The 20,595-nt window shown below is 68.6% G+C and carries 21 protein-coding genes; 11 read left to right on the top strand and 10 right to left on the bottom strand.

Annotated features, from left to right (window positions below; all coding sequences use genetic code 11):
• Nucleotides 1–155: 155 nt before the first annotated feature.
• On the top strand, nucleotides 156–1,061 hold the full coding sequence (locus tag AC5RVV_RS11675; protein ID WP_494001553.1) for a macrolide 2'-phosphotransferase: 906 nt from the start codon (nucleotides 156–158) through the stop codon (nucleotides 1,059–1,061).
• 99 nt (nucleotides 1,062–1,160) lie between these two features.
• On the opposite strand, the gene AC5RVV_RS11670 is transcribed toward AC5RVV_RS11675, so the two are convergent.
• From AC5RVV_RS11670 to AC5RVV_RS11660, 3 genes are all read right to left on the bottom strand, one after another.
• Nucleotides 1,161–1,802, bottom strand: a complete 642-nt coding sequence (locus AC5RVV_RS11670) for a hypothetical protein (RefSeq protein ID WP_494001552.1) — start codon at nucleotides 1,800–1,802, stop codon at nucleotides 1,161–1,163.
• Nucleotides 1,803–1,842: 40 nt separating this feature from the next.
• A complete protein-coding gene (locus tag AC5RVV_RS11665) occupies nucleotides 1,843–2,364 on the bottom strand; it encodes a MarR family winged helix-turn-helix transcriptional regulator (protein ID WP_494001551.1) in 522 nt (173 codons plus the stop codon).
• A gap of 137 nt (nucleotides 2,365–2,501) precedes the next feature.
• Entirely contained in the window at nucleotides 2,502–3,263 is a 762-nt protein-coding gene (locus AC5RVV_RS11660) for a DUF1353 domain-containing protein (protein WP_494001550.1), read from the bottom strand.
• A gap of 136 nt (nucleotides 3,264–3,399) precedes the next feature.
• Between AC5RVV_RS11660 and AC5RVV_RS11655 the strand changes: the two genes are divergently transcribed.
• Complete coding sequence (locus tag AC5RVV_RS11655) at nucleotides 3,400–4,686, top strand: hypothetical protein (protein ID WP_494001549.1); 1,287 nt, start codon at nucleotides 3,400–3,402, stop codon at nucleotides 4,684–4,686.
• A 93-nt stretch (nucleotides 4,687–4,779) separates the two neighbouring features.
• Here the strand turns inward: AC5RVV_RS11655 and AC5RVV_RS11650 are convergent, their stop codons facing one another.
• Nucleotides 4,780–5,337, bottom strand: a complete 558-nt coding sequence (locus tag AC5RVV_RS11650) for a histidine phosphatase family protein (RefSeq protein WP_494001548.1) — start codon at nucleotides 5,335–5,337, stop codon at nucleotides 4,780–4,782.
• 266 nt (nucleotides 5,338–5,603) lie between these two features.
• Between AC5RVV_RS11650 and AC5RVV_RS11645 the strand changes: the two genes are divergently transcribed.
• From AC5RVV_RS11645 to AC5RVV_RS11630, 4 genes are all read left to right on the top strand, one after another.
• A complete protein-coding gene (locus AC5RVV_RS11645) occupies nucleotides 5,604–6,254 on the top strand; it encodes a hypothetical protein (RefSeq protein ID WP_494001547.1) in 651 nt (216 codons plus the stop codon).
• Nucleotides 6,236–6,805 (top strand): P-loop NTPase family protein, encoded by a 570-nt coding sequence (locus AC5RVV_RS11640; protein WP_494001546.1) that lies wholly within the window; start codon nucleotides 6,236–6,238, stop codon nucleotides 6,803–6,805. The genes AC5RVV_RS11645 and AC5RVV_RS11640 overlap by 19 nt, the downstream gene beginning before the upstream one ends.
• A 2-nt stretch (nucleotides 6,806–6,807) precedes the next feature.
• On the top strand, nucleotides 6,808–8,592 hold the full coding sequence (locus AC5RVV_RS11635) for an ABC transporter transmembrane domain-containing protein (protein ID WP_494001545.1): 1,785 nt from the start codon (nucleotides 6,808–6,810) through the stop codon (nucleotides 8,590–8,592).
• Between the two features lie 186 nt (nucleotides 8,593–8,778).
• Nucleotides 8,779–8,919 carry a hypothetical protein gene (locus tag AC5RVV_RS11630; protein WP_494001544.1) on the top strand — a complete coding sequence of 47 codons (141 nt, stop codon included), beginning with the start codon at nucleotides 8,779–8,781 and terminating at the stop codon, nucleotides 8,917–8,919.
• Nucleotides 8,920–8,972: 53 nt separating this feature from the next.
• On the opposite strand, the gene AC5RVV_RS11625 is transcribed toward AC5RVV_RS11630, so the two are convergent.
• The 4 genes from AC5RVV_RS11625 to AC5RVV_RS11610 all read right to left on the bottom strand — a co-directional run bounded on the left by AC5RVV_RS11625 (nucleotide 8,973) and on the right by AC5RVV_RS11610 (nucleotide 14,799).
• Entirely contained in the window at nucleotides 8,973–12,434 is a 3,462-nt protein-coding gene (locus tag AC5RVV_RS11625) for a DEAD/DEAH box helicase (RefSeq protein ID WP_494001543.1), read from the bottom strand.
• A 110-nt stretch (nucleotides 12,435–12,544) separates the two neighbouring features.
• Nucleotides 12,545–12,973 (bottom strand): DoxX family protein, encoded by a 429-nt coding sequence (locus AC5RVV_RS11620; protein WP_494001542.1) that lies wholly within the window; start codon nucleotides 12,971–12,973, stop codon nucleotides 12,545–12,547.
• A 181-nt stretch (nucleotides 12,974–13,154) separates the two neighbouring features.
• Nucleotides 13,155–13,571: a hypothetical protein gene (locus AC5RVV_RS11615; RefSeq protein ID WP_494001541.1), complete on the bottom strand. Its 417-nt coding sequence runs from the start codon at nucleotides 13,569–13,571 to the stop codon at nucleotides 13,155–13,157.
• A gap of 58 nt (nucleotides 13,572–13,629) precedes the next feature.
• A complete protein-coding gene (locus tag AC5RVV_RS11610; RefSeq protein WP_494001540.1) occupies nucleotides 13,630–14,799 on the bottom strand; it encodes a glycosyltransferase family 4 protein in 1,170 nt (389 codons plus the stop codon).
• 101 nt (nucleotides 14,800–14,900) lie between these two features.
• Between AC5RVV_RS11610 and AC5RVV_RS11605 the strand changes: the two genes are divergently transcribed.
• Both AC5RVV_RS11605 and AC5RVV_RS11600 read left to right on the top strand, forming a co-directional pair.
• On the top strand, nucleotides 14,901–15,647 hold the full coding sequence (locus AC5RVV_RS11605) for a sulfite exporter TauE/SafE family protein (protein WP_494001874.1): 747 nt from the start codon (nucleotides 14,901–14,903) through the stop codon (nucleotides 15,645–15,647).
• Between the two features lie 109 nt (nucleotides 15,648–15,756).
• On the top strand, nucleotides 15,757–15,885 hold the full coding sequence (locus AC5RVV_RS11600; protein WP_493978854.1) for a hypothetical protein: 129 nt from the start codon (nucleotides 15,757–15,759) through the stop codon (nucleotides 15,883–15,885).
• A 354-nt stretch (nucleotides 15,886–16,239) separates the two neighbouring features.
• Here AC5RVV_RS11600 and AC5RVV_RS11595 read toward each other — a convergent pair whose 3' ends face one another.
• Nucleotides 16,240–16,821 (bottom strand): dihydrofolate reductase family protein, encoded by a 582-nt coding sequence (locus tag AC5RVV_RS11595; RefSeq protein ID WP_494001539.1) that lies wholly within the window; start codon nucleotides 16,819–16,821, stop codon nucleotides 16,240–16,242.
• Nucleotides 16,822–17,036: 215 nt separating this feature from the next.
• On the opposite strand from AC5RVV_RS11595, the gene AC5RVV_RS11590 reads away from it, so the two are divergent.
• Nucleotides 17,037–18,338, top strand: a complete 1,302-nt coding sequence (locus tag AC5RVV_RS11590; RefSeq protein WP_494001538.1) for a cell division protein PerM — start codon at nucleotides 17,037–17,039, stop codon at nucleotides 18,336–18,338.
• Nucleotide 18,339: 1 nt separating this feature from the next.
• Here the strand turns inward: AC5RVV_RS11590 and AC5RVV_RS11585 are convergent, their stop codons facing one another.
• Nucleotides 18,340–18,750, bottom strand: coding sequence for a hypothetical protein (locus AC5RVV_RS11585; protein ID WP_494001537.1), 411 nt, complete (start codon nucleotides 18,748–18,750; stop codon nucleotides 18,340–18,342).
• A 41-nt stretch (nucleotides 18,751–18,791) separates the two neighbouring features.
• Between AC5RVV_RS11585 and purN the strand changes: the two genes are divergently transcribed.
• Together purN and AC5RVV_RS11575 are read left to right on the top strand one after the other, a co-directional pair.
• On the top strand, nucleotides 18,792–19,349 hold the full coding sequence (gene purN, locus AC5RVV_RS11580) for a phosphoribosylglycinamide formyltransferase (RefSeq protein WP_494001536.1): 558 nt from the start codon (nucleotides 18,792–18,794) through the stop codon (nucleotides 19,347–19,349).
• 398 nt (nucleotides 19,350–19,747) lie between these two features.
• On the top strand, nucleotides 19,748–20,230 hold the full coding sequence (locus AC5RVV_RS11575) for a DUF6318 family protein (RefSeq protein WP_494001535.1): 483 nt from the start codon (nucleotides 19,748–19,750) through the stop codon (nucleotides 20,228–20,230).
• Nucleotides 20,231–20,595 lie beyond the last annotated feature (365 nt).

The raw sequence follows: 20,595 nt of genomic DNA, 5'->3' as shown, positions 1-20,595 counted from the left end.
CTCCCCACGCGGGGCGGGGCACCGCCGTCGTGCTTGCCGCAGTGATGGCGGCGGTACGGCGGGGGCATTAAGGGCCGGGCAGGCGCCGTGGCCGGCGGGCATGGCCTCCGCACGGGCTTGTGGCTACAGTGGCACACAGCCGACCGGAGGTACCCATGAGCGCAGCGCACGACTACACACCGGACTCCGTCGCCGACCTCGCCGCACAAAACGGGCTGGCCATCGATCCACGCTCCGTCCGGTTCAACGAAGCAGGCCTGGACTACCTGGTGGCCTATGCCACCGCCCATGACAGCAAGAGGTGGGTGCTCAGGATCCCGCGGCGGCCTGACGTCGCATCGAAGATGGCCGACGAGGCCAGCATCCTGAACCTGGTCAAAAACAGGATTTCCGCCGCGGTGCCGGACTGGCGGATCCGAAACCGTGGCCTGATCGCCTACCCCGAACTGCCGGGCGAGCCGGGCCTGACGCTCGAGGACGGGGAGCCCGTCTGGCACTTCGACCGCGAGTCTCCCGCCTACTGGGCGTCGTTGGGACGGCTGATCGCCCAGCTGCAGCGCATCAGCGCGGACGAGGCGCGGCAGGCCGGCATCCCGGCTTTGACGGCTGCCGAGGTCCGTCAAGAGATGCGAACCAACCTGGACAAGGTGAGATCGGAGTTCCGGGTGGCGGCGGACCTGCTGCGACGGTGGGACGCCTGGCTGGGCGACGACAGCTATTGGCCGGACTTCACCGCTTTCAGCCACGGCGAGCTGTACCCGGCCCACCTGCTGCTGGACGAGAACGCCGAGATCCGGTCGGTGCTGGACTGGACGAGCGCCAGGGTGGGGGATCCGGCCCTGGACTTCAGCCTGCACTACATGATGTCCACCCCCGAGGCCTTCGAATTGACCGTGCGGACCTTCCGGGAAGCGGGCGGCCGGGTGCCGCAGCGGCTGGCCGAACATTGTGCCGAACTGGTTTCGGCCGGTCCGATCAACTACGGGTTGTATGCCATGGCCACCGGCGACCCGGACCTCCAGGCGGCGGCCGCCGCCCAGCTGGATCCGTCCCGGGGCTGACCGGCAACAGCGAAGCTCCGCCCCGGGCAGCGGGCGGCGTGTGGCAAGAATAATGGCCGGCGCCCGTTCGCTGACGCCGGCCATTGGATGGTGGGGCCGCTACTTCCGGCGGCCTTTGCCCTTCTTGAGCGGGTTGCCCCTGGCCAGCGGCGGGGCGGTGCAGGCCGATCCCGTCGCTGGGTCTGCCGCCCGGTTTTCGGCGACGGCAGGCTTTTCCCCGCCCGGTGCCGCCGCAGCCGGGGCGCCGGGCATGGCTTCGGCTTGCGCCGTGGGGGCAGCGAGTGCGTAGACGGGCCGCGCATCGGCGTCGGTGCGTGCGGCCTCAAGCTGCAGTCGGGGAGCCGCGGCCGGCAGCGCAGCGAAGGCGCTGCCGGCCGCCGGGGACATGGTGCTGCCGGCCGCCGGCGCCGTGGCGCTCCGTGCCAGGCTGCCGGACGCGGCCGGAACCGGCCCGATGTCGTCGGCATGCTCGAACAGAACCTCGGTGAACCTGTCGGCGTAGCCCAACCGCTTGACGATCAGCCAGACGGAGGCGCCGACGATGACCATCGTGGCGATCACCGCGATCCCGGTGCCGTAGATACGCAGCAACGCGTTGACGGGGGAGAGGGCGTGGACGGGGGCGGTGTCCAGCAGCCAGACGATGGACCAGAACACGGCCGTACCGGCCAGGGTCAGCAGCGGGAACAGCAAACCGGCGGTACGTACTTTCTGGGTCAGCAGCTGCCGGGTTGCGGTCAACCGTGTAGAAAGCGTATGCAGATCGTGTTTGCCACCTTGCTCAAGAGCCTTCGATGACATCGCCGGTCGTGTTCCTTTCTGAGTCGCTTCGGGTGGACGCTTCACCGCGCAGCAGTTGCTCGGCGAAGCGGGTAAAGAATTGGGCAAAAGCTTCGCGGTCTTCGTCGGACCAATCCGCCAGGATTTCATCGACGACGGCCGCGCCGGCCTTGCCGATGTTCCGGTGCATCCGCCGTCCGGCCGTGGACGCCGTCACCAGGGTGGCCCGGCCGTCGTCCGGATCGGACTGTTTGTCCACCAGCCCTTTGTCCTCCAGGCGGCGGACCTGCGGGGTCATGGTGGATTTGTCCACGCCCTGCTGCGAGGCCAGTTCCGAGACCCGGACGGGGCCGTTGTCGTCGATGTACTCGAGCAAGGCCACGTCGGTGGGCGTCAGGCCAACCTCGCGCGGGTCGAACAGCTGTTTTCGCGTCTCCGCATGGGATGCCCAGCGCACCACTTGAGCCACGGCGTCACGGATCATGACGCCCGGATCGGGCTGTTTGCGGGAGCTGGCGGGCATGCCTCAAGTTTAGCCGTTTCCGTTTGGTTTTGCCAATCAAACCAAACCGGCGCTTTCGGGGGGCTGGTCGGCACCGGTTCCGGGCAGGGAAGCCGGCCCAGGGAGCGCGCCCGGGGGCCCGGAAATACCGCCGGGGCTCACGGTTGAGTTGTCCGCGCCAAGGGTCCGACGACGGGTGGCGGATCGGGCCGCTTTGCGAAGGGTTTGCCCGCTGCCCACCACGCCGTTTCGCAGACCCAGAGCAGCAGGGCCCCGGCGGCGGCTGCGGCCAGCACGGGCGAGAACAACGCGAACGCCGGAGCCAGGACGGCGACCACCGCCCAGTCGCGGCTCCAAGCCAAACAGAGGGCGCCGGTCAGGAGGACAGCCGCGGCCAGGGGCACCAGGCCGGCGCCGGTTGCCGCGAGCACGGCGCCGGCCAGCAGCCCGACGGCACCTGCCCCGACGGACGCCGTCAGCAGCCGGCCGCGGGCACCGGCATACTGAAGGTAAGCCTGGACCGTCACGACCGCCCACATCAGCCGGGCACGCAAGGCCGCCACCCCGGTGTCCAGCAGTGCGCGGCGGAATTCCTCGTCGTAGATGCGGCGCAGTTGCAGCCCCTGCTCGCCCGGCATGCTGGAACACATCGTCGTGCGCTGGTCGTGCAGCAGGGCCGGAGCGGTCTGCCGTCCGTAGCTGGCGATGAGTCCCCACATCCAGGTGGGCACCGACGCCAGGTCGGTGGAATTGTGCTCGAGCCCGGCGGAGAGATCGTGCGCCTCGATCCGGACCACGGGGGAGGTTGTTTCCGCCCGGTAGAAAATCGGCGCCGCGAGCTGGAAGCATCTCTTGGTGCGCTGGACCAGGGGAATGGCCGTCAGCGGTTCGGTGGCGGAGGGGTCCTGGTAAAACGGCATGCGGCCAGTCTTACATCCGGGGCGGACGTTCCGCACGGGTCCTCTGCGGAATGCGCGGCCTGTGAGCCGATACGCGCCGCGGCCGCGGGCCCGCCCGGTGGTACCTTCGCGGCGGCGGTCGTGGCACACTCGTGCCATGAGCCCTGTGAGCCGCAAGCGCAAGCCGAAAAAGCTGAAGAACAGCCGGTTCGGTGGCCGGCAGGGCGGGCCGGCCGGCGACCCGCTGCTGGAGCTCTACCGCGAGTTGGAACGGCCGTTCGCCGACACACTGGACTCGCCCAGCCCCATCGACGCCCATTCCCTGGCCGGTTACCTGCTGGACCTGTGGGACACGGCCGACGCATCCGGCCAGCAGCGCCGTCATGAGTTGTTTTACGCCTGGCTGGATTTGGCCGAGGACCGAACCGGCCCCGGGACCGTGCCGATGCTGCGCGCGCTGGCCTTCCTGATCGATCGTCCGGACATGCGCCGCGACGCCGAAACCCTGGCCGACCGGCTGGTGGCCGACGGGTTCACCGAGCCGGAATGGGCCAAGCATCCGGTGGCCGTGACGGCCCTGCACCGTTATGCGGACGTCTTCGGCGACGAAGCCAACATGCTCTTCGAATTCACCACCGGCACCGAGAAGGTGGGGCTGCTGGCACTGCTGGACGGCAACATCTTCGGCGGCACGGTGATGGAAACCGGGCTCGTGGACGATCCGGCCGCCGCGCTCAAAGACCTGAACGCGGACGCCCAGGAAGCCGGGCTGGTGCTCGACGCGGACGCAGACCTGACCGGCGCCGCGCTGGACGCCTGGGAAGGACTGGATGCCTCGACGGACCTGCCGGAGCACATGGTGGACGAGGACTTCGGTGCGCGCCGCTGGGTGGCCCAGGCGTGGCTGCGGACGATCATCGAGCTCGCGGACGACACCGAGGACGAGAGCGAAGACTGGCTCTCCGACGAGGACTATGCCGAGCTCGACGACGCCGAGGCGGGGGCAGGGGCAGTGGCGGGGACAACTGTGGCGGGCACCGGGGCCGAGGCCGCCGCCGCGCCCGCCGCCGCCGCGCTGCCGTCCGGCGGCGGTGAACCAGGGCCTGTCCGGGAAGAAGAACTCGAGGCGCTCCGCCAGGAGGAAATCGAGGAGACGGCCGCCCGCTATGTGCGGGAGACCGGGCGCGATTCGCCCGCCGAACGCGCCATGCTGAACCTGGTTCTCGGCTACGGCTGGGACTACGACGGCGGACGCCTCACCCGGGTGAGCCCGGTCAAGCTGGATCTGATCAGCGAAACCGTGCTGGCCGAAGGGGGACTGGAGCCGGTTGACCCGGGCGAGGTGACCGCCTTCCTGCACCGCTGGGTGGACTGGTGCGCACCGCGGGAGGAACTGTCCGCGCATGCGGCGGCCGTCCTGCACCGGCACCTGGACGGGAGCTAGGAACCTGGCCGCTCCACGGCAGCTGGTGGCCCGCCCCCATCACCCGTTCGGCCCCGTCACCGTTTGGCGGCCGGAACCCGAGCACCGGTCCGGTCAGAAGCGCGCGGCGGCCAGTTGGTCCGGGTCCGCCCGGTAGCCGAGCACCAGGTCGGGATCCAATCGCACGGTCTCACCGTTGGCGATGTAGCCCCGCGGCGTGCCGTGGAGGAGATTCAGCGTGAGCCGCAGGATCGTGCCGTGGGCCACCACGATGATGTTGCGGCCCGGGTAGGTGCGGAGCACTTCCTGCAGGCCGGCGACGCCCCGCGCGGCCACCTCGCGTTCGGGCTCGGCCTGCCGCATGAGCGCGTCGATCTCCGGCCGTTCCAGGCCGCGCAGCACGGTGCCTTCGATTCCGCGGTAGTCGCGCTCTGAGAGGTCCGGCACGGTTTCCGCCAACTCCAGCCCCACCCGGCTGCCGATAAGGCGGGCGGTCTCCATCGCGCGGCCCAGCGGCGAGGACACGAGGACGTTCCAATCGCTCTCGGCGAGCCAGCCGCCGGCGTCCAGCGCCTGCCGTCTGCCCACGCTGTTGAGCGGCACATCCGTATGCCCCTGCAGCCGGCCCTCAGCGTTCCAGTCGGTCTGCCCGTGACGTACCAGTGCCAGCACTTTTCCCCTTTTTGCCCGGTGGATGGGACGGTTCCCGCAGTGACTTGTCCCCTGATCAACCATAGCCCGGCGGCGGTGCGCGCCGGCTCGGATGCGGCTTCCGGAAGGCGGGGGAACTTCCAAGCGCGGCAGGCTGAACGGCATGGGGAGCGCGGGTGACGGCAGGGTAAACGGTTCATGAGAAAGCCCTCATGCGGCTGTCATGTTCGTTTCATTGCGGATGTGTTGACTCATTCCTGACGGACCCAACAACCAAGGAGCAGGCCATGACCATCACAGATCTCCCCGCAGGCACCGCTGGAACAACAGGACTCGAAGCACTAGGAACCCCTGCAGCACCGGCGGCCGGCGCGGCGGCGGAGGTTTTCTCCGTTGCCGCATCGGCCGTCGGTGCGGCCGAGGAGCTTTTCGGCCCGGCGGCCGCTCCGGTGGACCCGCAGCGGCTGCGCCGGGCCAAGAAGGCGTACACCACTCGGTTCCTGGCCGAGCGTCTCTGCCTCGACGCCACCGGCTACCAATTGCTCCAGGCCGCCCCGGCCGCCGGCGACGTGGTGCTGGCCCGGGTCGTCGAGATCGGCAAGCACACCCGCTTGGAGAGCCCGGCCTCACGGCGGCAGGCAATGTTCGTCGGCGACGAGATCCTGGTGGCCTACGGCAACCGGTACGCGCCGGACCAGTTCCTGGCGGTTGTACCCGCCGACCTGTCGGAATGCTCGCTGGTGGCCGGCGGCGGACTGGCGGCGCGGGTGCTGGAACAGCACGCCGGCATCGACATGGCCACCCGCATCCAGCCCATCGCCTGCTGGCACGGGACGGGCGCGCGGTCAACCTGGCCGACCTGGCGCCGCACTCGATCGGTGCCGGCACCGCGCTGCCGGGACGGCCGCCGGTTATTGCGGTGCTCGGCACGTCCATGAACTCCGGCAAGTCGACCACGCTTGGCTGCCTGGTCAAGGGCCTGACCGCGGCCGGCCTGCACGTGTCCGCGGGAAAGGCCACCGGCACCGGCGCCGGCAACGACCCGCTGCTGTTCGCCGATGCCGGAGCCGCGAAAGTGCTCGACTTCACCGACTTCGGCTTCCCGACCACCTACCTGCTGGACTACGAGCGCGTGCGCGGCCTGCTCACCAGCCTGATCGACGCGCTGACCACTTCCGAGACCGACGTGGTGGTGGTGGAAATTGCCGACGGCGTCTATCAGGGCGAAACGGCCCGGCTGCTGGCCGACCCGGTCTTCCATGCCGCCGTGGACCACGTGGTGTTTTCCGCGGCCGACGCCCTGGGCGCCACCGCCGGCGTGGCCGTCCTGCGCGATGCCGGCGTCAGCGTGCCCGCCGTCTCCGGCCTGCTGACCGCCTCGCCGCTGGCCGCCCGGGAAGCAGCCGGCGTCATTGATGCCCCGGTGATCAACACCTACGACCTGTGCGACCCGGCGACGGCCCTGCAGCTGCTGCCGGAGCGGAGGTAACAGTGGCGGCCCGGGTGGCCAAGGCCGCGCCGGCCGCACGGAATCGGGCGGACTCACCGCGGGAAGATCCGCCGCCGGCCGACGGGCGGCTGCCTCAGCTGCTGCGCGGCCGGCGCCGCTGGCTGATGGCGGCCCTGCTGGGGACCGGCCTGCTGATGGCCGCGGCCGCCGGGGCGAGCGCTCTGCTGATGACCCGGCTGCTCGGCGGCAACGCGCCGGATGCTGCCGGCATCTTGCCGCCCGCCCTCGGCCTGGCTGCAGCGGCGCTGGGGCTGGGCGGCCTACGGGCCCTCGAGCGCGTCCTGGCCGAGCAGCTAGGGCAGGACTACATCCACGAGATCCGCAAGGGACTGGTGGCCTCCGCCCTGGCCACCGACCGCGGACCGTCGCCGGGGGTGACCATCGCGCGCAGTACCAACGACCTCTCCAGCGTCCGGAACTGGATCGCGCTGGGCATCGCGCCGCTGGCGGTCGGCATCCCGCTGATCGCGGGAACCACGGTGGCGCTGTGGTTCCTGTCCCCGGTGCTGGCGTTCGCCGTCTTCGTTCCCCTGGTACTGCTGACCGCCGGGCTGGCGTTGCTGTCCCGGCCGGCGTTCCAGCGCGCCGGCGCCTTGCGCCGACACCGGGGGCGGCTGGCCGCCCGGCTCGCCGACACGGTGATTGCCGCCGGCACCATCCGTGCGGCCGGCGGCGAGGACCGGGAGGTCAGGCAGATCGACAAGGCCGGGCGGAAGGTGGTGGACGCGGCCGTGCACCGCGCCGCCGCCGCCGGTTACATCCGCGGGGCGGCGGCGGCAGCCGCCTCGCTCGCCGGCGCCGCCGTGGCCGTGGTCGGAACCTGGCAGGCGGTGCCCACGGCCAGCATCGCCGCCGGGCTGACCATCGTGGGGATGATCTCCGCGCCCGTCACGGACCTGGGTCGGGTGGTGGAATACCGGCAGAACTTCCGGGCCGCGCGGCGCATTCTCGGTCCGGCCCTCGCGGTGGCCGCTGCGGCGCGGGATGCCCGAAGGCGGCGCCCGGCAGCCCGGTCCGGAACCAGTGAGGGGGCCGCGGCCGGGACGGCAGCGTCCGGCGCAGCGGCGGAGGTAACCGTCCCGGCGGGTTCCCCCGCCGGCGGGGCCGTGCTGGTGGACGGCCTGGCCGCCTGCCGGAACTGCCCGGTGCCGCCCTTGTCCGCCGGCCCTGGCGCGCGGATCCGCATTCGCACCGCCGATCCGGCGGCCGGGAGCAGGGCCCTGGAGACACTGGTCGGGATCCGCAGCGACCCGCACGCGGTGGCCATGGTGGGCGGCCGGCACCTGCTGGAAAGCGGCAGCCGCATTCGCCGGAAGTTGGTGGGCTACGCCGCCGCGGGCATGTACGTGGAGCGCGGCTCGATCGCCCGCAGCGTGCGGTATCGCCGGCCCGACCTCCCGCGGGAGGACGGATCGGCGGCCCTGGAACGCGTCGGCCTCGCCGGCCGGATCGGGCAACTGGAGCGGCGCGAGGAGACCCAGCTCAAGCGCGGCGGCGAACCGTTGACCACCTCCGAGCTGGCCCGGCTGATGCTGGCGAGGGCCTCGCTGGGCGATCCGCCGCTGCTGGTCCTGAACCGGCTCGACGCCGATCTGGACCGGCAGGGGATTGACATGCTGGCGGAGTTCATCCGGGACTACCCGGGAGTGGTGGTGTTCGCCTCCGACCATCCGGACGCCCTCGGCGTGGAGTACACGGACTGGAACATCGACTGCGCCCACGCGGGCCTGGACCTGGTCTGGCGCCGGCATGCCGGAGGCAAGTGACTTGCCCGGGGAGGAAAAGTTTGGCTGAGCGAAGCCTCCGGCGGCCCCACCGTCCATGGGGAGGGCCGGGCCGGCGTGAGCCGGCGGCGCGTACCCGGCCGGGCGCGGCACCTCGGCCGGCGGGCGTGAGCGGAAGCACCACGCCGCATCCCGCGGTGCCCGGGCGGGCGAGGATATCTTTAGTCCGTGGTCAAAGTTGTGGGAATCATTCAGCCGGTGGAAACCAAGGAGTTGTCGGCCGAGGGTGACACGTATGCCGAAGCCAAGGCCGCGATCGAAGCGCAGGTGCCCGAAGGCTGGCGGCTGCTGCAAATCAAGACGCAGTAGGCGCTGAGGCACTCAAGAAGCAGTAGGTGTGCTGAGGTGCTGCCGGGTGCCGGCTACTCGCCGAACAGCCCGCGGATGTCGGTGGCAGTGAGTTTGGAGGAGAACATCGCATCATCTTCGAGCACCGAGGCGATCAGTTTGGCCTTGCGTTCCTTCAGGGCCATGACCTTCTCTTCGATCGTCCCGCGGGCCACCATCCGGTAGACCATGACGTTCTTGGTCTGGCCGATCCGGTGCGTGCGGTCCACTGCCTGTGCCTCGGTGGCCGGGTTCCACCAGGGGTCCAGCAGGAAACAGTAGTCGGCCTCGGTGAGGTTCAGGCCGAAGCCGCCGGCCTTGAGGCTGATCAGGAACACCGGCGCGTTGCCGTTCTTGAACGTGTCGATGACGTCGGCGCGGCGGCGGGTGGAGCCGTCCAGATAGCAGTACTCGATGCCGGCCGCGTCCAACTGCTGGGCGGTCTTCTTCAGGTAGCTGGTGAACTGGCTGAAGATCAGCGCCCGATGCCCCTCGCCGAGGACGTCTTCGAGTTGCTCGAACAGGACGCCCAGCTTGCTGGAGGGGACCGACGAGTATTTCGGGTCCACCAGCGAGGGATCCAGGCTCAGGAGCCGCAACAGGGTCAGCGACTGGAAGATCGTGAACCGGTTCTTGTCCATGTCCTCGACCAGCCGCAGCACCTTCTGCCGCTCGCGCTGCAGGTGCGTGTCGTAGATCCGCCGGTGCTTGGGCGTCAGCTCCACCTCCAGGATCTGCTCCTGCTTCTCGGGCAGGTCGTCGGCCACGGCCTCCTTGCTGCGGCGCATCATCAGCGGTTTGATCCGGTGGCGCAGTTTCTGCAGCAGCTCCTTGTCCTGGCTGCGTTCGATCGGCCGCTGGTACTGGTCCACAAACCGGACCGCGGACGGGAAGAGGCCGGGCGCGACGATGGAGAAGATGGACCAGAGCTCCATGAGGTTGTTCTCCATGGGCGTGCCGGTGATCGCCATCTTGAAGGGCGCGTGCATATCGCGGGCGCACTGATGGACCTTGGTGGCGCGGTTCTTGACGAACTGGGCTTCATCCAGGATCAGCCCGGCCCAGTCCATCTCCTTGTAGGTGTCGAAATCCAGCCGGAACAGCGTGTAGGACGTGACGATGACGTCGGTGTCCGCCGCGATCTCGGACAGCGGCCGGCCGCGGCCCTGGGTGTCGGTGATGCTCTCGACCCGGAGGTCGGGGGCGAAGCGCCGGCTCTCGTTGACCCAGTTGGACACCACCGAGGTGGGTGCCACGACCAGGAACGGCCGGGCAGTGGCCGGGTCGCCCTGCTGTTTGGCATGCAGCAGCAGGGCCAGGGTCTGCAGCGTCTTGCCCAGTCCCATGTCGTCCGCCAGCACGCCGCCCAACCGGTGCCGCCAGAGGAAGGCGAGCCAGTTGAAGCCTTCGGCCTGGTAGGGGCGGAGGTCGGCGTGCAGGCCGGCCGGCAGCGGGGTCTGCTCGACTGTTTCCAGTTCCAGCAGCCCCTGCACCGATTCGCGCCAGGTACGCGCCTGCACCGTTTCGGTGGCGGCTTCCTCAAGGTCCTCCCAGAGGGACGCCTGGTAGCGGCTGATCTGCAGCTGTTCGCCCGATTCCCGGTCCTGCATGTGGCGGGCTTCGTCCACGAGCTGGCGGAGCCGGTCGAAGACCGGCTGCTCCAGCGACAGGTAGGACTTGTCCACCAGCAACAGCCGCGTCTGGCCGCGGGCCAGGGCCTTGAAGATGTTCCCGAACGGGACGGTGCGGCCGGCCACGCGGACCATGACGCCCAGGTCGAACCAGTCGCTCTCGTCGGTCTCCACCGTGCTGATGGTCAGCTCGGGTGCCTCGGTGAGTTCCTGGTAGTCGGGCTTGTCGCCGACAATATCCACGCGCACGCCGTCGAGCTGTTCGAGCGCCGGCAGCGCGTAGCGGGTGAAATCCACGGTGGCCATGTCCCGGAGGGTGCGCGCCGCCGTCGTGCCCACGCCCGGCACCGCCTCGGCCGCCTCCAGCAGGTCCTGCTCGGCCGACAGATCGCGGTAGTGGCTGCCGTCGGGCTGCTCGTCGACCGGCAGGCGCAGCGGCTTGTCCCCGTGGCGGTACTCGAGGTGCCAGCCGAGCTGCAGCACGTTGCCTTTTCGGTAGGAGGCGGTCAGCACGAGCTCCGGGGGGACGATCTCCGGGAAGCTCACCGAACCGTCGCTGCTGACGACGGCGATGCGCTGGCTGAGCACGGGGTAGTAGCGCTCCATGAACTGCTCGACGTCGGCGGCCGGCACCTTCAGGGGGGTGCCGGAGAGCAGCAGGTTCGCTTCCTGGTCGGTCACCGGATGCCCGGTCGGGGCCAGCGTGATGACGGTCTGTCCGTCGACGGCGTAGTGGTAGACGCCGTGCGTGCCGACGATGCCCGCCGTCCCGGTGGGCAGTTCGCGCCCGTCAATCCGCAGCGACGGCGTGAGGACCAGGTCCGCGGTCGCCGGCCCGGTCTCCCCGCCTGTTTCCGGGGTGGGGGCTTCCGGCGCGGCTTCGGCCGCGCGGGCTTCCGCCGCGGCTTCCGGGGTGGCGGCGTCAGCGGAAGCGTCGGCCGGTTCGTCGCGGTGGGCGTCCAGACCGATCACGGCCTGTTCCCGGACCTCGACGACGGTGTCGGCCTTGGCGCCGATCAGGGCGATGCCCAGCCGCTTGGCCTCGGCGAAGAGTTCCCACAAGAGCGGGCTGCTGAATTCGTCGAGGAAGAGCCAGTCGTTGTCTTCGCCGAAGTAGGTGAGGCCGGTGGCCCGGTGCAGCGGTGCAAACTGGCTGAACCAGCGGTGCTGTTCGGGGTCCAGCGGCAGGCCGTAGGTCTTGTAGCTGATGGTGTTCCAGCGCAGCTTGCTGCGGATCCACCGCCCGGTCTCGTTCTGCAGCACGGGACGGACCCCGACGCGCAGCCTGTTCCCGGCCTTGCGCGTCCAGTTCGGGCCCGGCGCGGAGGCCTGCGGCAGGGAGAGGCCCGAGGGCCGGTACTGGCGGTCCTGCCGCCGTCCGGGTTCCAGGAGGTCGAACTGCAGTCCCAGCGGAGACGTACTTTTCGCCTTGGCCTTCGACGGCTTGCCGGTGTCCTGCCGGGCCGGGTCCGGCGTGCCGCCGATCAGCCCCTCCAACGAGTCCTGCCAGCCGGCCGATTCCGGTTCCGGCTCGCGCGCGAAGGCCTGGCTGGAGATGACGTGCTGGCTGTTGCTGGCCAAGAGCACGGCTGCCACGTGTTTGCAGTCGTCGCCCACCGGGCAACTGCAGGAGGACGATGCCGGGCGCCACTGCCCGCTCTTGCCGGTTTCCAAGTAAATCCGGCAGCGGTACGGCAGGGCGGCGGTGCCAATGACCTTGGCGGTCAGCAGCCGGACGGAGGGGTCCCATACGGGTTCTGCAACGGAGCCGTCGGAGGCGTAGATCTTGCCGCGCGCAAAGGCGGCGCCGCCCACCAGCCGGATGATTTCGCTGACGTCAACCAGCGGAAAAGTGAGAGCGGCCATGGCTTCCATCATCTCACGCTGAAACCGGCGTCCGGCACCTGCCGCTGGCGCTGGGGACGGGGAGGACGACGCCGGAGGGGACGCTCCGCCGTCGTCCTGCGCCGCGGAAGTTACAGGGTGGTGAGGACCTTCGGCTTCTTGTCCTTGGTGTCCAGGATCAGCGCCAGCGCGATGCCGAGCAGCCAGACGTCCTTGGCCACGGGGGTGCCCTCGGAGCTGGGGCGGACGCCGCCTTCGGTGGTCATGTGGGGGGTGTTGAAGTACATGGCCAGCAGCGAACCGGAGAATACGGCCAGCCCCAGGCCGGCCAGCCGGCTGGGCACGAACGGCAGCAGCAGGGCGGCGCCGAGGGCGGTCTCGCCGTACGCGAGCAGCTTGCCGAACTTCTCGGGTTCCATTTCCTTTAACTGGGGGATCGCGCGGCTGCCCATTTCCTGCATCGCCGCGGCACTGTCTCGGTCCAGGTTCCGCTTGCCCAGACCGGAGTTGAGGATGAACGCGCCGGTGGAAAGGCGCAGGGGAATATGGCTCAGTTTCATCGGGACTGTCCTTCTCCGGTAGGTGGCTGTCATGTTCGAGCCTACGGTCCCGCCACGGTGTCCGCTAGGGCCCGAGGCAGGGTCCGCCAGGGCGGGAGCGGGCTCTCGGAGGCAAGCTTGCCGGGCACGGGTTCTCGCGGCCCGGACCGGCTTCCGCGCCGTTCTCCCTGGCCGGCGCTGCCTACTTCTTGGCGGCCCGGACCACGCGGGCCAGGGCCCGCCCGGTGATCCAGACCAGGGGGATCAGCACGGTGAACAACGCAACCGTGTTCGGCCGGAAGCTGGCGGGTCCGGTGCCGTTGCCGATGTAGGCGCCGAGCGGAACGGCCATCCCGCCGCCGCCTCCGCCGGCGGCTCCCCCGGAGTCGCCGCCGCCGAATCCGTACTGGACCATGGCCACGGGCACCACGGTGTCGCCGCCCACCTGCAGCGGTTCTCCGTAGGTCCGGGCGACACCCAGGGACTTGAACTGCTCGGCCAGCCGCTCCGGCACGGACTGCCCGGCCGAAGCGCGCTGCTCCTGTCCGGTCGGCACGCGCTGCTCCTGTCGCAGGGAGGAGCCACTGTCGGGCGGGACGGAACCGGTTTCTGTTGGCATGGCCACATCCTAGTCGAGGCAGGGAGGGCGTCCACCGGTCCGGTCCGGGCTGAAGCTTTCACCCGGTGAGAAAGCCGAGCACGCCGCGGGCTTCGAGGTTAAGGGCGCGGCGCTTGACCCGGGTGGCCAGCCGGTAATAGTCCACCAGCTGCTCGCAGAGCACCGGCCAGGTGCGGCCCTGCACCGAGTCGAAGGCGGCCCTGCCCAGCGCGCGGCGCTTGGTGTCGTCGCCCACCAAATCCTGGACGTACCCGCGCAGTTGGTCCAGCCTCCCGGGCTCGTAGATCCAGCCGGTCCGCGAGGGATCGACCAGGTCCACCGGGCCGCCGCGGCCCACAGCGACGACGGGCACGCCGCTGGCCATGGCCTCCTGGATGGTTTGGCAGAACGTTTCGGATTCGCCGGGGTGGACAAAGAGGTCGAAGGAAGCCACATGCCGGGCCAGGTCTTCGCCGCCCTGGAAACCGGCGAAGTGGGCGCCGGGCAGCCTCTCCTGCAGCTCCTCCTTCAGCGGACCCGAGCCGACCACCACCAGCCGCGTGCCGGGGAGGTCGGCCAGCACGGCCAGGTCCTCCACCTGCTTTTCCGCCGCCAGACGGCCCACGTAGCCGATGATCCGTTCGCCGCGCGGCGCCACGGACGCCCGCCAGCCGGCGTCGTGCTTATCCGGATGGAAACGGCTGGTGTCCACGCCGCGGCGCCACAGGTGGACGCGGATGCCGCGGCCGCGCAACTGCTCCATGGCGAACGACGACGGCGCCAGGGTCAGGGTGGAGGCCTTGTGAATGTTCTCCACCCGCTGCCACAGCAGCTCCTGCAGCCAGGGCGCGCCGTAGCGGGCCGCGTAGGCGGGCACCTCGGTCTGGTAGACGGAGACCGTGGGCAGGCCGAGCTGCTGGGCGGCCTGTACCGCACGCCAGCCCAGGATGAAGGGCGACGCCACGTGGACCACGTCCGGACCGAAGTCCGCCAGCACCCGGCGGAGGCGAGCCACGGTTCCGGCCGCCACCCGCACGTTGGGATAACCGCGCAGCGGAATGGACGGCAGGCGGTGGACCGGGTAGCCCTCCACCGTGGCCGGGGCGGTGTCCTCCAGCCAGGACGACGCCGGTGCGATCACCAGAACGTCGTCGCCGCGGCGGCGCAGGTGGGCGATGACCTGCAACAGCGACTGGGTGACCCCGTTCATGTGCGGAAGGAATGATTCGGCAACGATAGCTATCCTCACACCGCCCAGCCTGCCCGCGGCCGGCGGCCGGCAGGCAAGCACGTGTGATCGTGTCGGTGAACGGCTGCCTAACTCCACTCTGGGAGGGTGGTCGGGTGACCATGGGACTCCTGGCGCTGATCACCGGCGCAATCTTCTTCGGTTCGGTGGCCCAGCGCATCGCGGGCATCGGGTTCGCGCTGCTGGTGGCGCCGATCCTGGCGATCCTGCTCGGGCCGCACGAGGGCATCATGATGATCAACATCTGCGCCGTCGTCTCCTGCGGGCTGATCGTGCCCCGGGTCTGGCAGGAGATTGACTGGAACCTGCTGCTGTGGTTGTCCGTCCCGGCCGCCGCCGGCACGGTTTTGGGTTCCTGGTTAGCGGTGCAGGTCACGCCTGCTGTGCTCTCCGCCGTGGTGGGCGGGGTGGTGATGGCGGGGCTGGCCGTGGCGGTGGTGTTGGGCCGTGCCGAAGTCACCGTTTCCGGGCAGCTGCCCAAGGTGCTCGCGGGTTTCGGCTCCGGGCTGACCAACGCGCTCGCCGGCGTGGGTGGCCCCACCGTCAGCGCGTACGCCATTCTGTCCCACTGGCCGCCGCGCCGGTTCGCTGCGACGCTGCAGCCATTCTTCCTGCAGCTGTGCATCATCACCGTGGGCGCGAAGCTGGCGGTGGACCCGGGCAGCGTGCCGCAGTTGGACTGGTGGATGTGGGCGGTGATTGTGCTTTCGATCATCATGGGCATCGTTGCCGGCGAACGGCTCGGACGGCGGCTGCGGGACGAGCACGCCAGGACCGCAGTAGTCGTGCTTGCCTTTCTGGGAGCTGCGGGTGCATTGGCCAAGGGGCTGGCGGACTTGATGGCCTGAATCCGGGCCTTTTCCGGTATTCCGGGGAGCAGGAATAGGGGGCTGGCTTTATTTCCCAAAGCGGGTATGGTCTTTAGCAAGACATCCCGCTTGAGAAAGAGGAGCACGAATGTCAGGTAAAACGCCGTCACGCGAGAGTGCCAAGAAACAAGGCAGAAGCATCAAAGAAAAGCGTGCCGAAAAGCGCGAAAAGGCGGTCCTGGAGAACGAAACCGTTCCCAAGCGGCGCAAGCGCTAACACACCGGTAACCAACACCGTCCCTCAAATCGACAGCCCTTGCGGTGCTGCGGTCTAGAGGCGTACGGAATGCCGATGCCGAAAGAATCGTTGAAACACGGTTCTTGCAGACTGGCGGAGCCACGGAAAGAGTCCGCGGAATTTGGTTTCCTGCGTTGAATTTTCGTTGAGCAAATATCCGCCTGCGGGGCGGCCGGATTGATGTCAATGTCATCCGGCCGCCCATTCCATTGTTGAGCCCGACTCTCGAAGCAGTATGAGTTTCCCGGACAAAGCGGGCCGTTCCGAGTTGCGGTGGGGGAGAGCGGCGCGCCGGTGGGAGCGTGGCTGCGGGGTGTGAGGCGTTGAGGCCCATCAGCGGCGCACTTGATAGCGCACGTGAAGCACCCGGTTGCCCTGAATCACTACGTCGGGATCCTCCAGCAGGTGCTGTGCGTGGACCGACCCGAAGTAGCGCTTGCCGGACCCGAACACGACGGGTACGACGTCCATGCGAACCTCGTCGACCAGGCCCGCGGCAAGCATCTGGCCACCGACGTCACCGGCGGCGACCTCGACGACGCGGTTTCCTGCAAGCTCTTGCGCCTTGACCATGGCTGCCTCGACACCGTCGACGAAGTGAAACGGCGCCTCGGGGTCCCAGCCCTCGGGCTCCGGCCGGTGCGTCACGACGACCACGTGGTCGACCCCGCTCGGAGGCTTCCCGTCCCAGCCGTCCGTCAGGTCGAAGACGTGGCGGCCGACCAGCGTCACCCCGATCTGGTCCCAGTACGGCCGGGTGTAGTCGTAGGTCGTCTGCGACACCTTTAACTCGCCACTCTCGTCCAACGGGACGTCACCGTTGGACAACCAGTCGAACAGCGGTCCGGGCTGGTCATCCTCGTCCGCGACGAAGCCATCCACCGACACCGAGCTGTACATGACCACCTTGCCCACGGGGCTCTCCTCTGCTTCGGGGTGCCCCACACTAGCGTCTCGTGAGCTGGTGCTCCAGCAACAAGCGCGGGAAACTGCAGCGACTCGAACCCGCTGCCAAGCCCAGCCCGGCACCCGCTGCGTCGGCAGGGTCCGCTCGAGCGCGCCGTGTGCCAATTGCCACGGCACCGAGTCGCTGAACGGACAGGGGCAGCCGGGCTGGCACGATAGAAGCAATGAAACTCACGTCGCGACCGGAAGGCCAGGCCGGACTGCCGATGCCCCTGTGGCTGCAGGGTGTCTTCGAGTTCTTTCAGTGCGCCCTGCTCTCGGCCATCCTGGTGCTGCTGCCGCTGGTAGGTGTGTGGTTCGCGGACGGCTTCGACGACCGCAGCTTCGATTCGCTGGCGCGGCTCGGAGGCCAGGCATGGCTGCTGATCCACGGCGTCCCGCTGGAACTGGCCATCCAGACCGGCTCCAGTTCGGCGGAAACCCTGCGCGGCACGTTATCTCTGGTGCCGCTGGGACTCATGCTCGTTCCGTTCTTCCTCTCCTGGCGCGCCGGACGGCGCCTGGCGAGGGCCTCGTACACCGACCAACTGTGGCAGGCGCTGGGCGGCGCGCTGGGAACGTACGCGGCGGCGGGGGCCGCAACCGCCTACATGGTGCGCACCGACGAAGTGGATATTTCCACTGTGGCCGGCGCGCTCATCCCGCTGCTGCCCGCCGGTGCCGGGCTGATCGTCGGCGCGTACCGGGAGGCTGGATCGTGGGGGCGCTTGATCGGCGTGGATGCCGCGGCTTGGGTCGCCCGCACCAGCCAGCACTCACGCTGGGCGGGATCTTACGTCTGGGCGGCGGTCCGCGCGGGGCTGCTGGCGGTGACGGCCGCGGTGTCACTCTCGGCCTTGCTGCTCGCCGTGGATCTCGGCCTGCACTGGGCCGAAATCGTGGAGATTTACGAACAGCTCGGCGCGGGCATTATCGGCGGCGCAGTGCTCACGGTGGCGCAGCTTGGGCTGGTCCCGAACCTCGTGGTGTGGACGCTGGCATGGTCCTCGGGGGCCGGCTTTGCTATCGGCTCGGGCAGTTCAATCGGTCCGCTGGCCACCACGGTGGGCCCGATGCCCGCGTTCCCGGTGCTGGGGGCGCTGCCGACGGGGGAGCTGTCCTATGGCCTCGCGGCCCTGGCCTTGCCCGTGCTTGCGGGGGTGCTGGCCGGATGGTGGTTCCTGCGCGAGGGCGAGAACCATTTCGACGAGTGGCTCTCCATCAAGATCCAAGCCCGCTGGTTCACCGCATCCGGCTCCACCGTGGTCCTGGGCCTGTTCGTCGGTGCTGTCGCCGGGGCCGCGACCGCCGGGTTGGTGTGGCTGTCCAACGGTTCGCTGGGGATCGGACGGTTGACGGAGATCGGACCCGATCCGATCTCGACCGCCCTCTGGGTGGCGGGCGAAGTCGCCGTCGGCACGATGCTGGGCTATGCGGTGGCCCCTTGGCTGGAGCGCGAGCCGGCCAAGTCCCGCAGCCGGAAGTAACCTACGGCCTCAGCAGGTCGTTCAGGTTCAGCAGCTCGTCTTCATAGGCGGCCAGACATTCTTCGCGGGCTGACTGCGTAACGGCCATCTGGTTGCAGGCCTCGAACTCGGCCGTCAGCGGCCAGAAAAGCACTTGCGCCAGCGTGGTCAGCAGGAAGAAGCCGCCAGCACCGACACCCAGCACATAGGTAAGCCGGAGCGATCCCGGCAGGCCGGCGCGCACCGCTTTGACGAGTCCGATCACGGCCACCACGATGCTGGCCACGGCAAGCGCGGGAGCCACGGCCTTCCAGGGGAGCGGGAGCGCCGTCGCCAGGAACGTGGAAGCCAGTAGCAGCAGCAGCACACGGATGAAAAGCCCCGCCGACTTGGTCTGTTCCTCGGTCGGCGCCGGGCGCGTGTTCTGCAACATGGGTTTAAGCCTAGGCGAGAGGGACGCATAAAGTTGCTTCCATGCGCATTGTGGTCCTCGTTTCCGGCTCCGGCACCAATCTTCAGGCCGTCATCGACGCTATCGGCGACGGCCGCCTGAACGCCGAGATCGTGGCCGTGGGCAGCGACGTGCCCGGCTGCCGCGGCCTGGAACGTGCCGCCGCTGCGGGCATTGAGACGTTCAGCGTGGCTCCCGGAGACTTCGCCGCCCGGCCGGAATGGAACCGGGCGTTGGAAGAAGCTACCGCCGCCTTCCAACCGGACGTGGTGCTGCTGGCAGGGTTCATGCGCATCCTCGACGCCGTATTTGTTGCCCGCTTCGAGGGGCGGCTGCTCAATACCCATCCGGCGCTGTTGCCCTCGTTCCCCGGCGCCCACGGCGTGCGCGATGCCCTTGCCCACGGGGTCAAGATCACCGGCGTGACAGTGCATCTGGTCGATTCCGGGGTCGATACGGGACCCATTCTCGCCCAGGCCGCGGTGCCGGTGCTCGACGACGACACTGAACAATCTCTCCACGAACGGATCAAGGTTGAGGAACGCCAACTTCTGGTGCAAACCCTCGCCAACTTCGCCTAGCCTCGGCTCAACAACGACGTCGGTGTCTCATCGGGGTTCTCGGGCGCGGTTTCCTTGCCAACACCGAGGATAGGGAGAGCGTTGTCAAGGGATGGCTGACGTTTCCACGTGACGCAGACCAAACCTGTGGAAAACCTCCGCATCCGCTGAGGCGTCTGGCTAGACTGGCACGCACCTAGCGTCTAGCCGACCAGCACCGGGGGGTCTGAGTGAGCCAGCAGCTACCACTCTCAGCAGGAACGCGCGCCGCCCGAGTCCTTGCCCCGCTCCTCGCAGCGGCTGCCCTCGCCCTATCGGGCTGCACCGGCTCTGCCGGGGCCGAGCCCTCCGCTCCGTCCCAACCCGCTGCATCGACTCCAGCCAGTGAGACCCCGCCGCCGGTCCCGACCCCTTCAGCCGTGCCGACCTACAAATCTGCAACCGAGGAAGGCCCCGCGGAAAATGTCCCGGTGCCGGAACTGCCGGAAGCCGCTCAGGAGGGGACCAAAGAAGGGCTGAAGGCGTTCGCCCGCTATTGGTACGACTTGCTGAGCTATGCCTACGAGTCGGGTGATACCGAAGAAATTCGACGTATTACATCGAGCGATTGCTCCCGGTGTCAGAAAGCCATGAAAGTGATCGAAAACTGGCATGCCGATGGTAGGTGGCTCGTTGGAGGTGCAGTGCAGGCGACTGGTTTCGGAGATGAAATCGCGGTCGATCAAAACGCCGTCTATCAGTTGCCGGTGCAAGTCGATTACGATCGCTTATCTTATTACTCTTCAGGCCAGCTCCACGAAAGCGAGCAGGCGTCAAGCGGCTCGATTGATTTGTTCATGGCCGTCTTTGAAGAGGGTGCATGGACTGCGGTTGATGTCGGCGTTATCGAGCCAGCTCAATAAGTTCGGAACTGAACTCATGATGCTTCGCGTTTGGATTCTCGGACCACTGTCGATATTACTTTCCCTTCTAAGTGCAACGTCTGCAACGGCTTCCGACCTTCCAGGCACAGGGCGATTCGATGACGAAGGGATTGCCATAGGCGTCTATCAAAAGTTGCCCGGAACGGAACTGTGGGCCATTTACCCCGCAGCTGGTGAACCCTCGAAGGATTTTCGGTTTGAGCTGGCGTGCCATGAAGGCGATGACATCGATAGAGGATGCTTACCAGGTGTGCCCTCTTGCGAAGATGGTGAAGACGGGACGGCGGTCGTATGGTCGTGGCGGAGCCTTGCTGCTCCTTCGCTCGGATGGACAAATTTGCCAG

Source organism: Arthrobacter sp. MDT2-34-1 (genome assembly GCF_059091365.1).
The sequence above is the reverse complement of the archived record's forward strand: the minus strand, read 5'-3'. Positions and strand labels throughout refer to the sequence as shown.

Coding starts and splice junctions, on each gene's coding strand:
- AC5RVV_RS11590 (WP_494001538.1), top strand. CDS start 17,037: ATGAAACTCACGTCGCGACCGGAAGGCCAGGCCGGACTGCCGATGCCC.
- AC5RVV_RS11675 (WP_494001553.1), top strand. CDS start 156: ATGAGCGCAGCGCACGACTACACACCGGACTCCGTCGCCGACCTCGCC.
- AC5RVV_RS11655 (WP_494001549.1), top strand. CDS start 3,400: ATGAGCCCTGTGAGCCGCAAGCGCAAGCCGAAAAAGCTGAAGAACAGC.
- AC5RVV_RS11605 (WP_494001874.1), top strand. CDS start 14,901: ATGGGACTCCTGGCGCTGATCACCGGCGCAATCTTCTTCGGTTCGGTG.
- AC5RVV_RS11615 (WP_494001541.1), bottom strand. CDS start 13,571: ATGCCAACAGAAACCGGTTCCGTCCCGCCCGACAGTGGCTCCTCCCTG.
- AC5RVV_RS11625 (WP_494001543.1), bottom strand. CDS start 12,434: ATGGCCGCTCTCACTTTTCCGCTGGTTGACGTCAGCGAAATCATCCGG.
- AC5RVV_RS11660 (WP_494001550.1), bottom strand. CDS start 3,263: ATGCCGTTTTACCAGGACCCCTCCGCCACCGAACCGCTGACGGCCATT.
- AC5RVV_RS11600 (WP_493978854.1), top strand. CDS start 15,757: ATGTCAGGTAAAACGCCGTCACGCGAGAGTGCCAAGAAACAAGGCAGA.
- AC5RVV_RS11665 (WP_494001551.1), bottom strand. CDS start 2,364: ATGCCCGCCAGCTCCCGCAAACAGCCCGATCCGGGCGTCATGATCCGT.
- AC5RVV_RS11585 (WP_494001537.1), bottom strand. CDS start 18,750: ATGTTGCAGAACACGCGCCCGGCGCCGACCGAGGAACAGACCAAGTCG.
- AC5RVV_RS11645 (WP_494001547.1), top strand. CDS start 5,604: ATGACCATCACAGATCTCCCCGCAGGCACCGCTGGAACAACAGGACTC.
- purN (WP_494001536.1), top strand. CDS start 18,792: ATGCGCATTGTGGTCCTCGTTTCCGGCTCCGGCACCAATCTTCAGGCC.
- AC5RVV_RS11620 (WP_494001542.1), bottom strand. CDS start 12,973: ATGAAACTGAGCCATATTCCCCTGCGCCTTTCCACCGGCGCGTTCATC.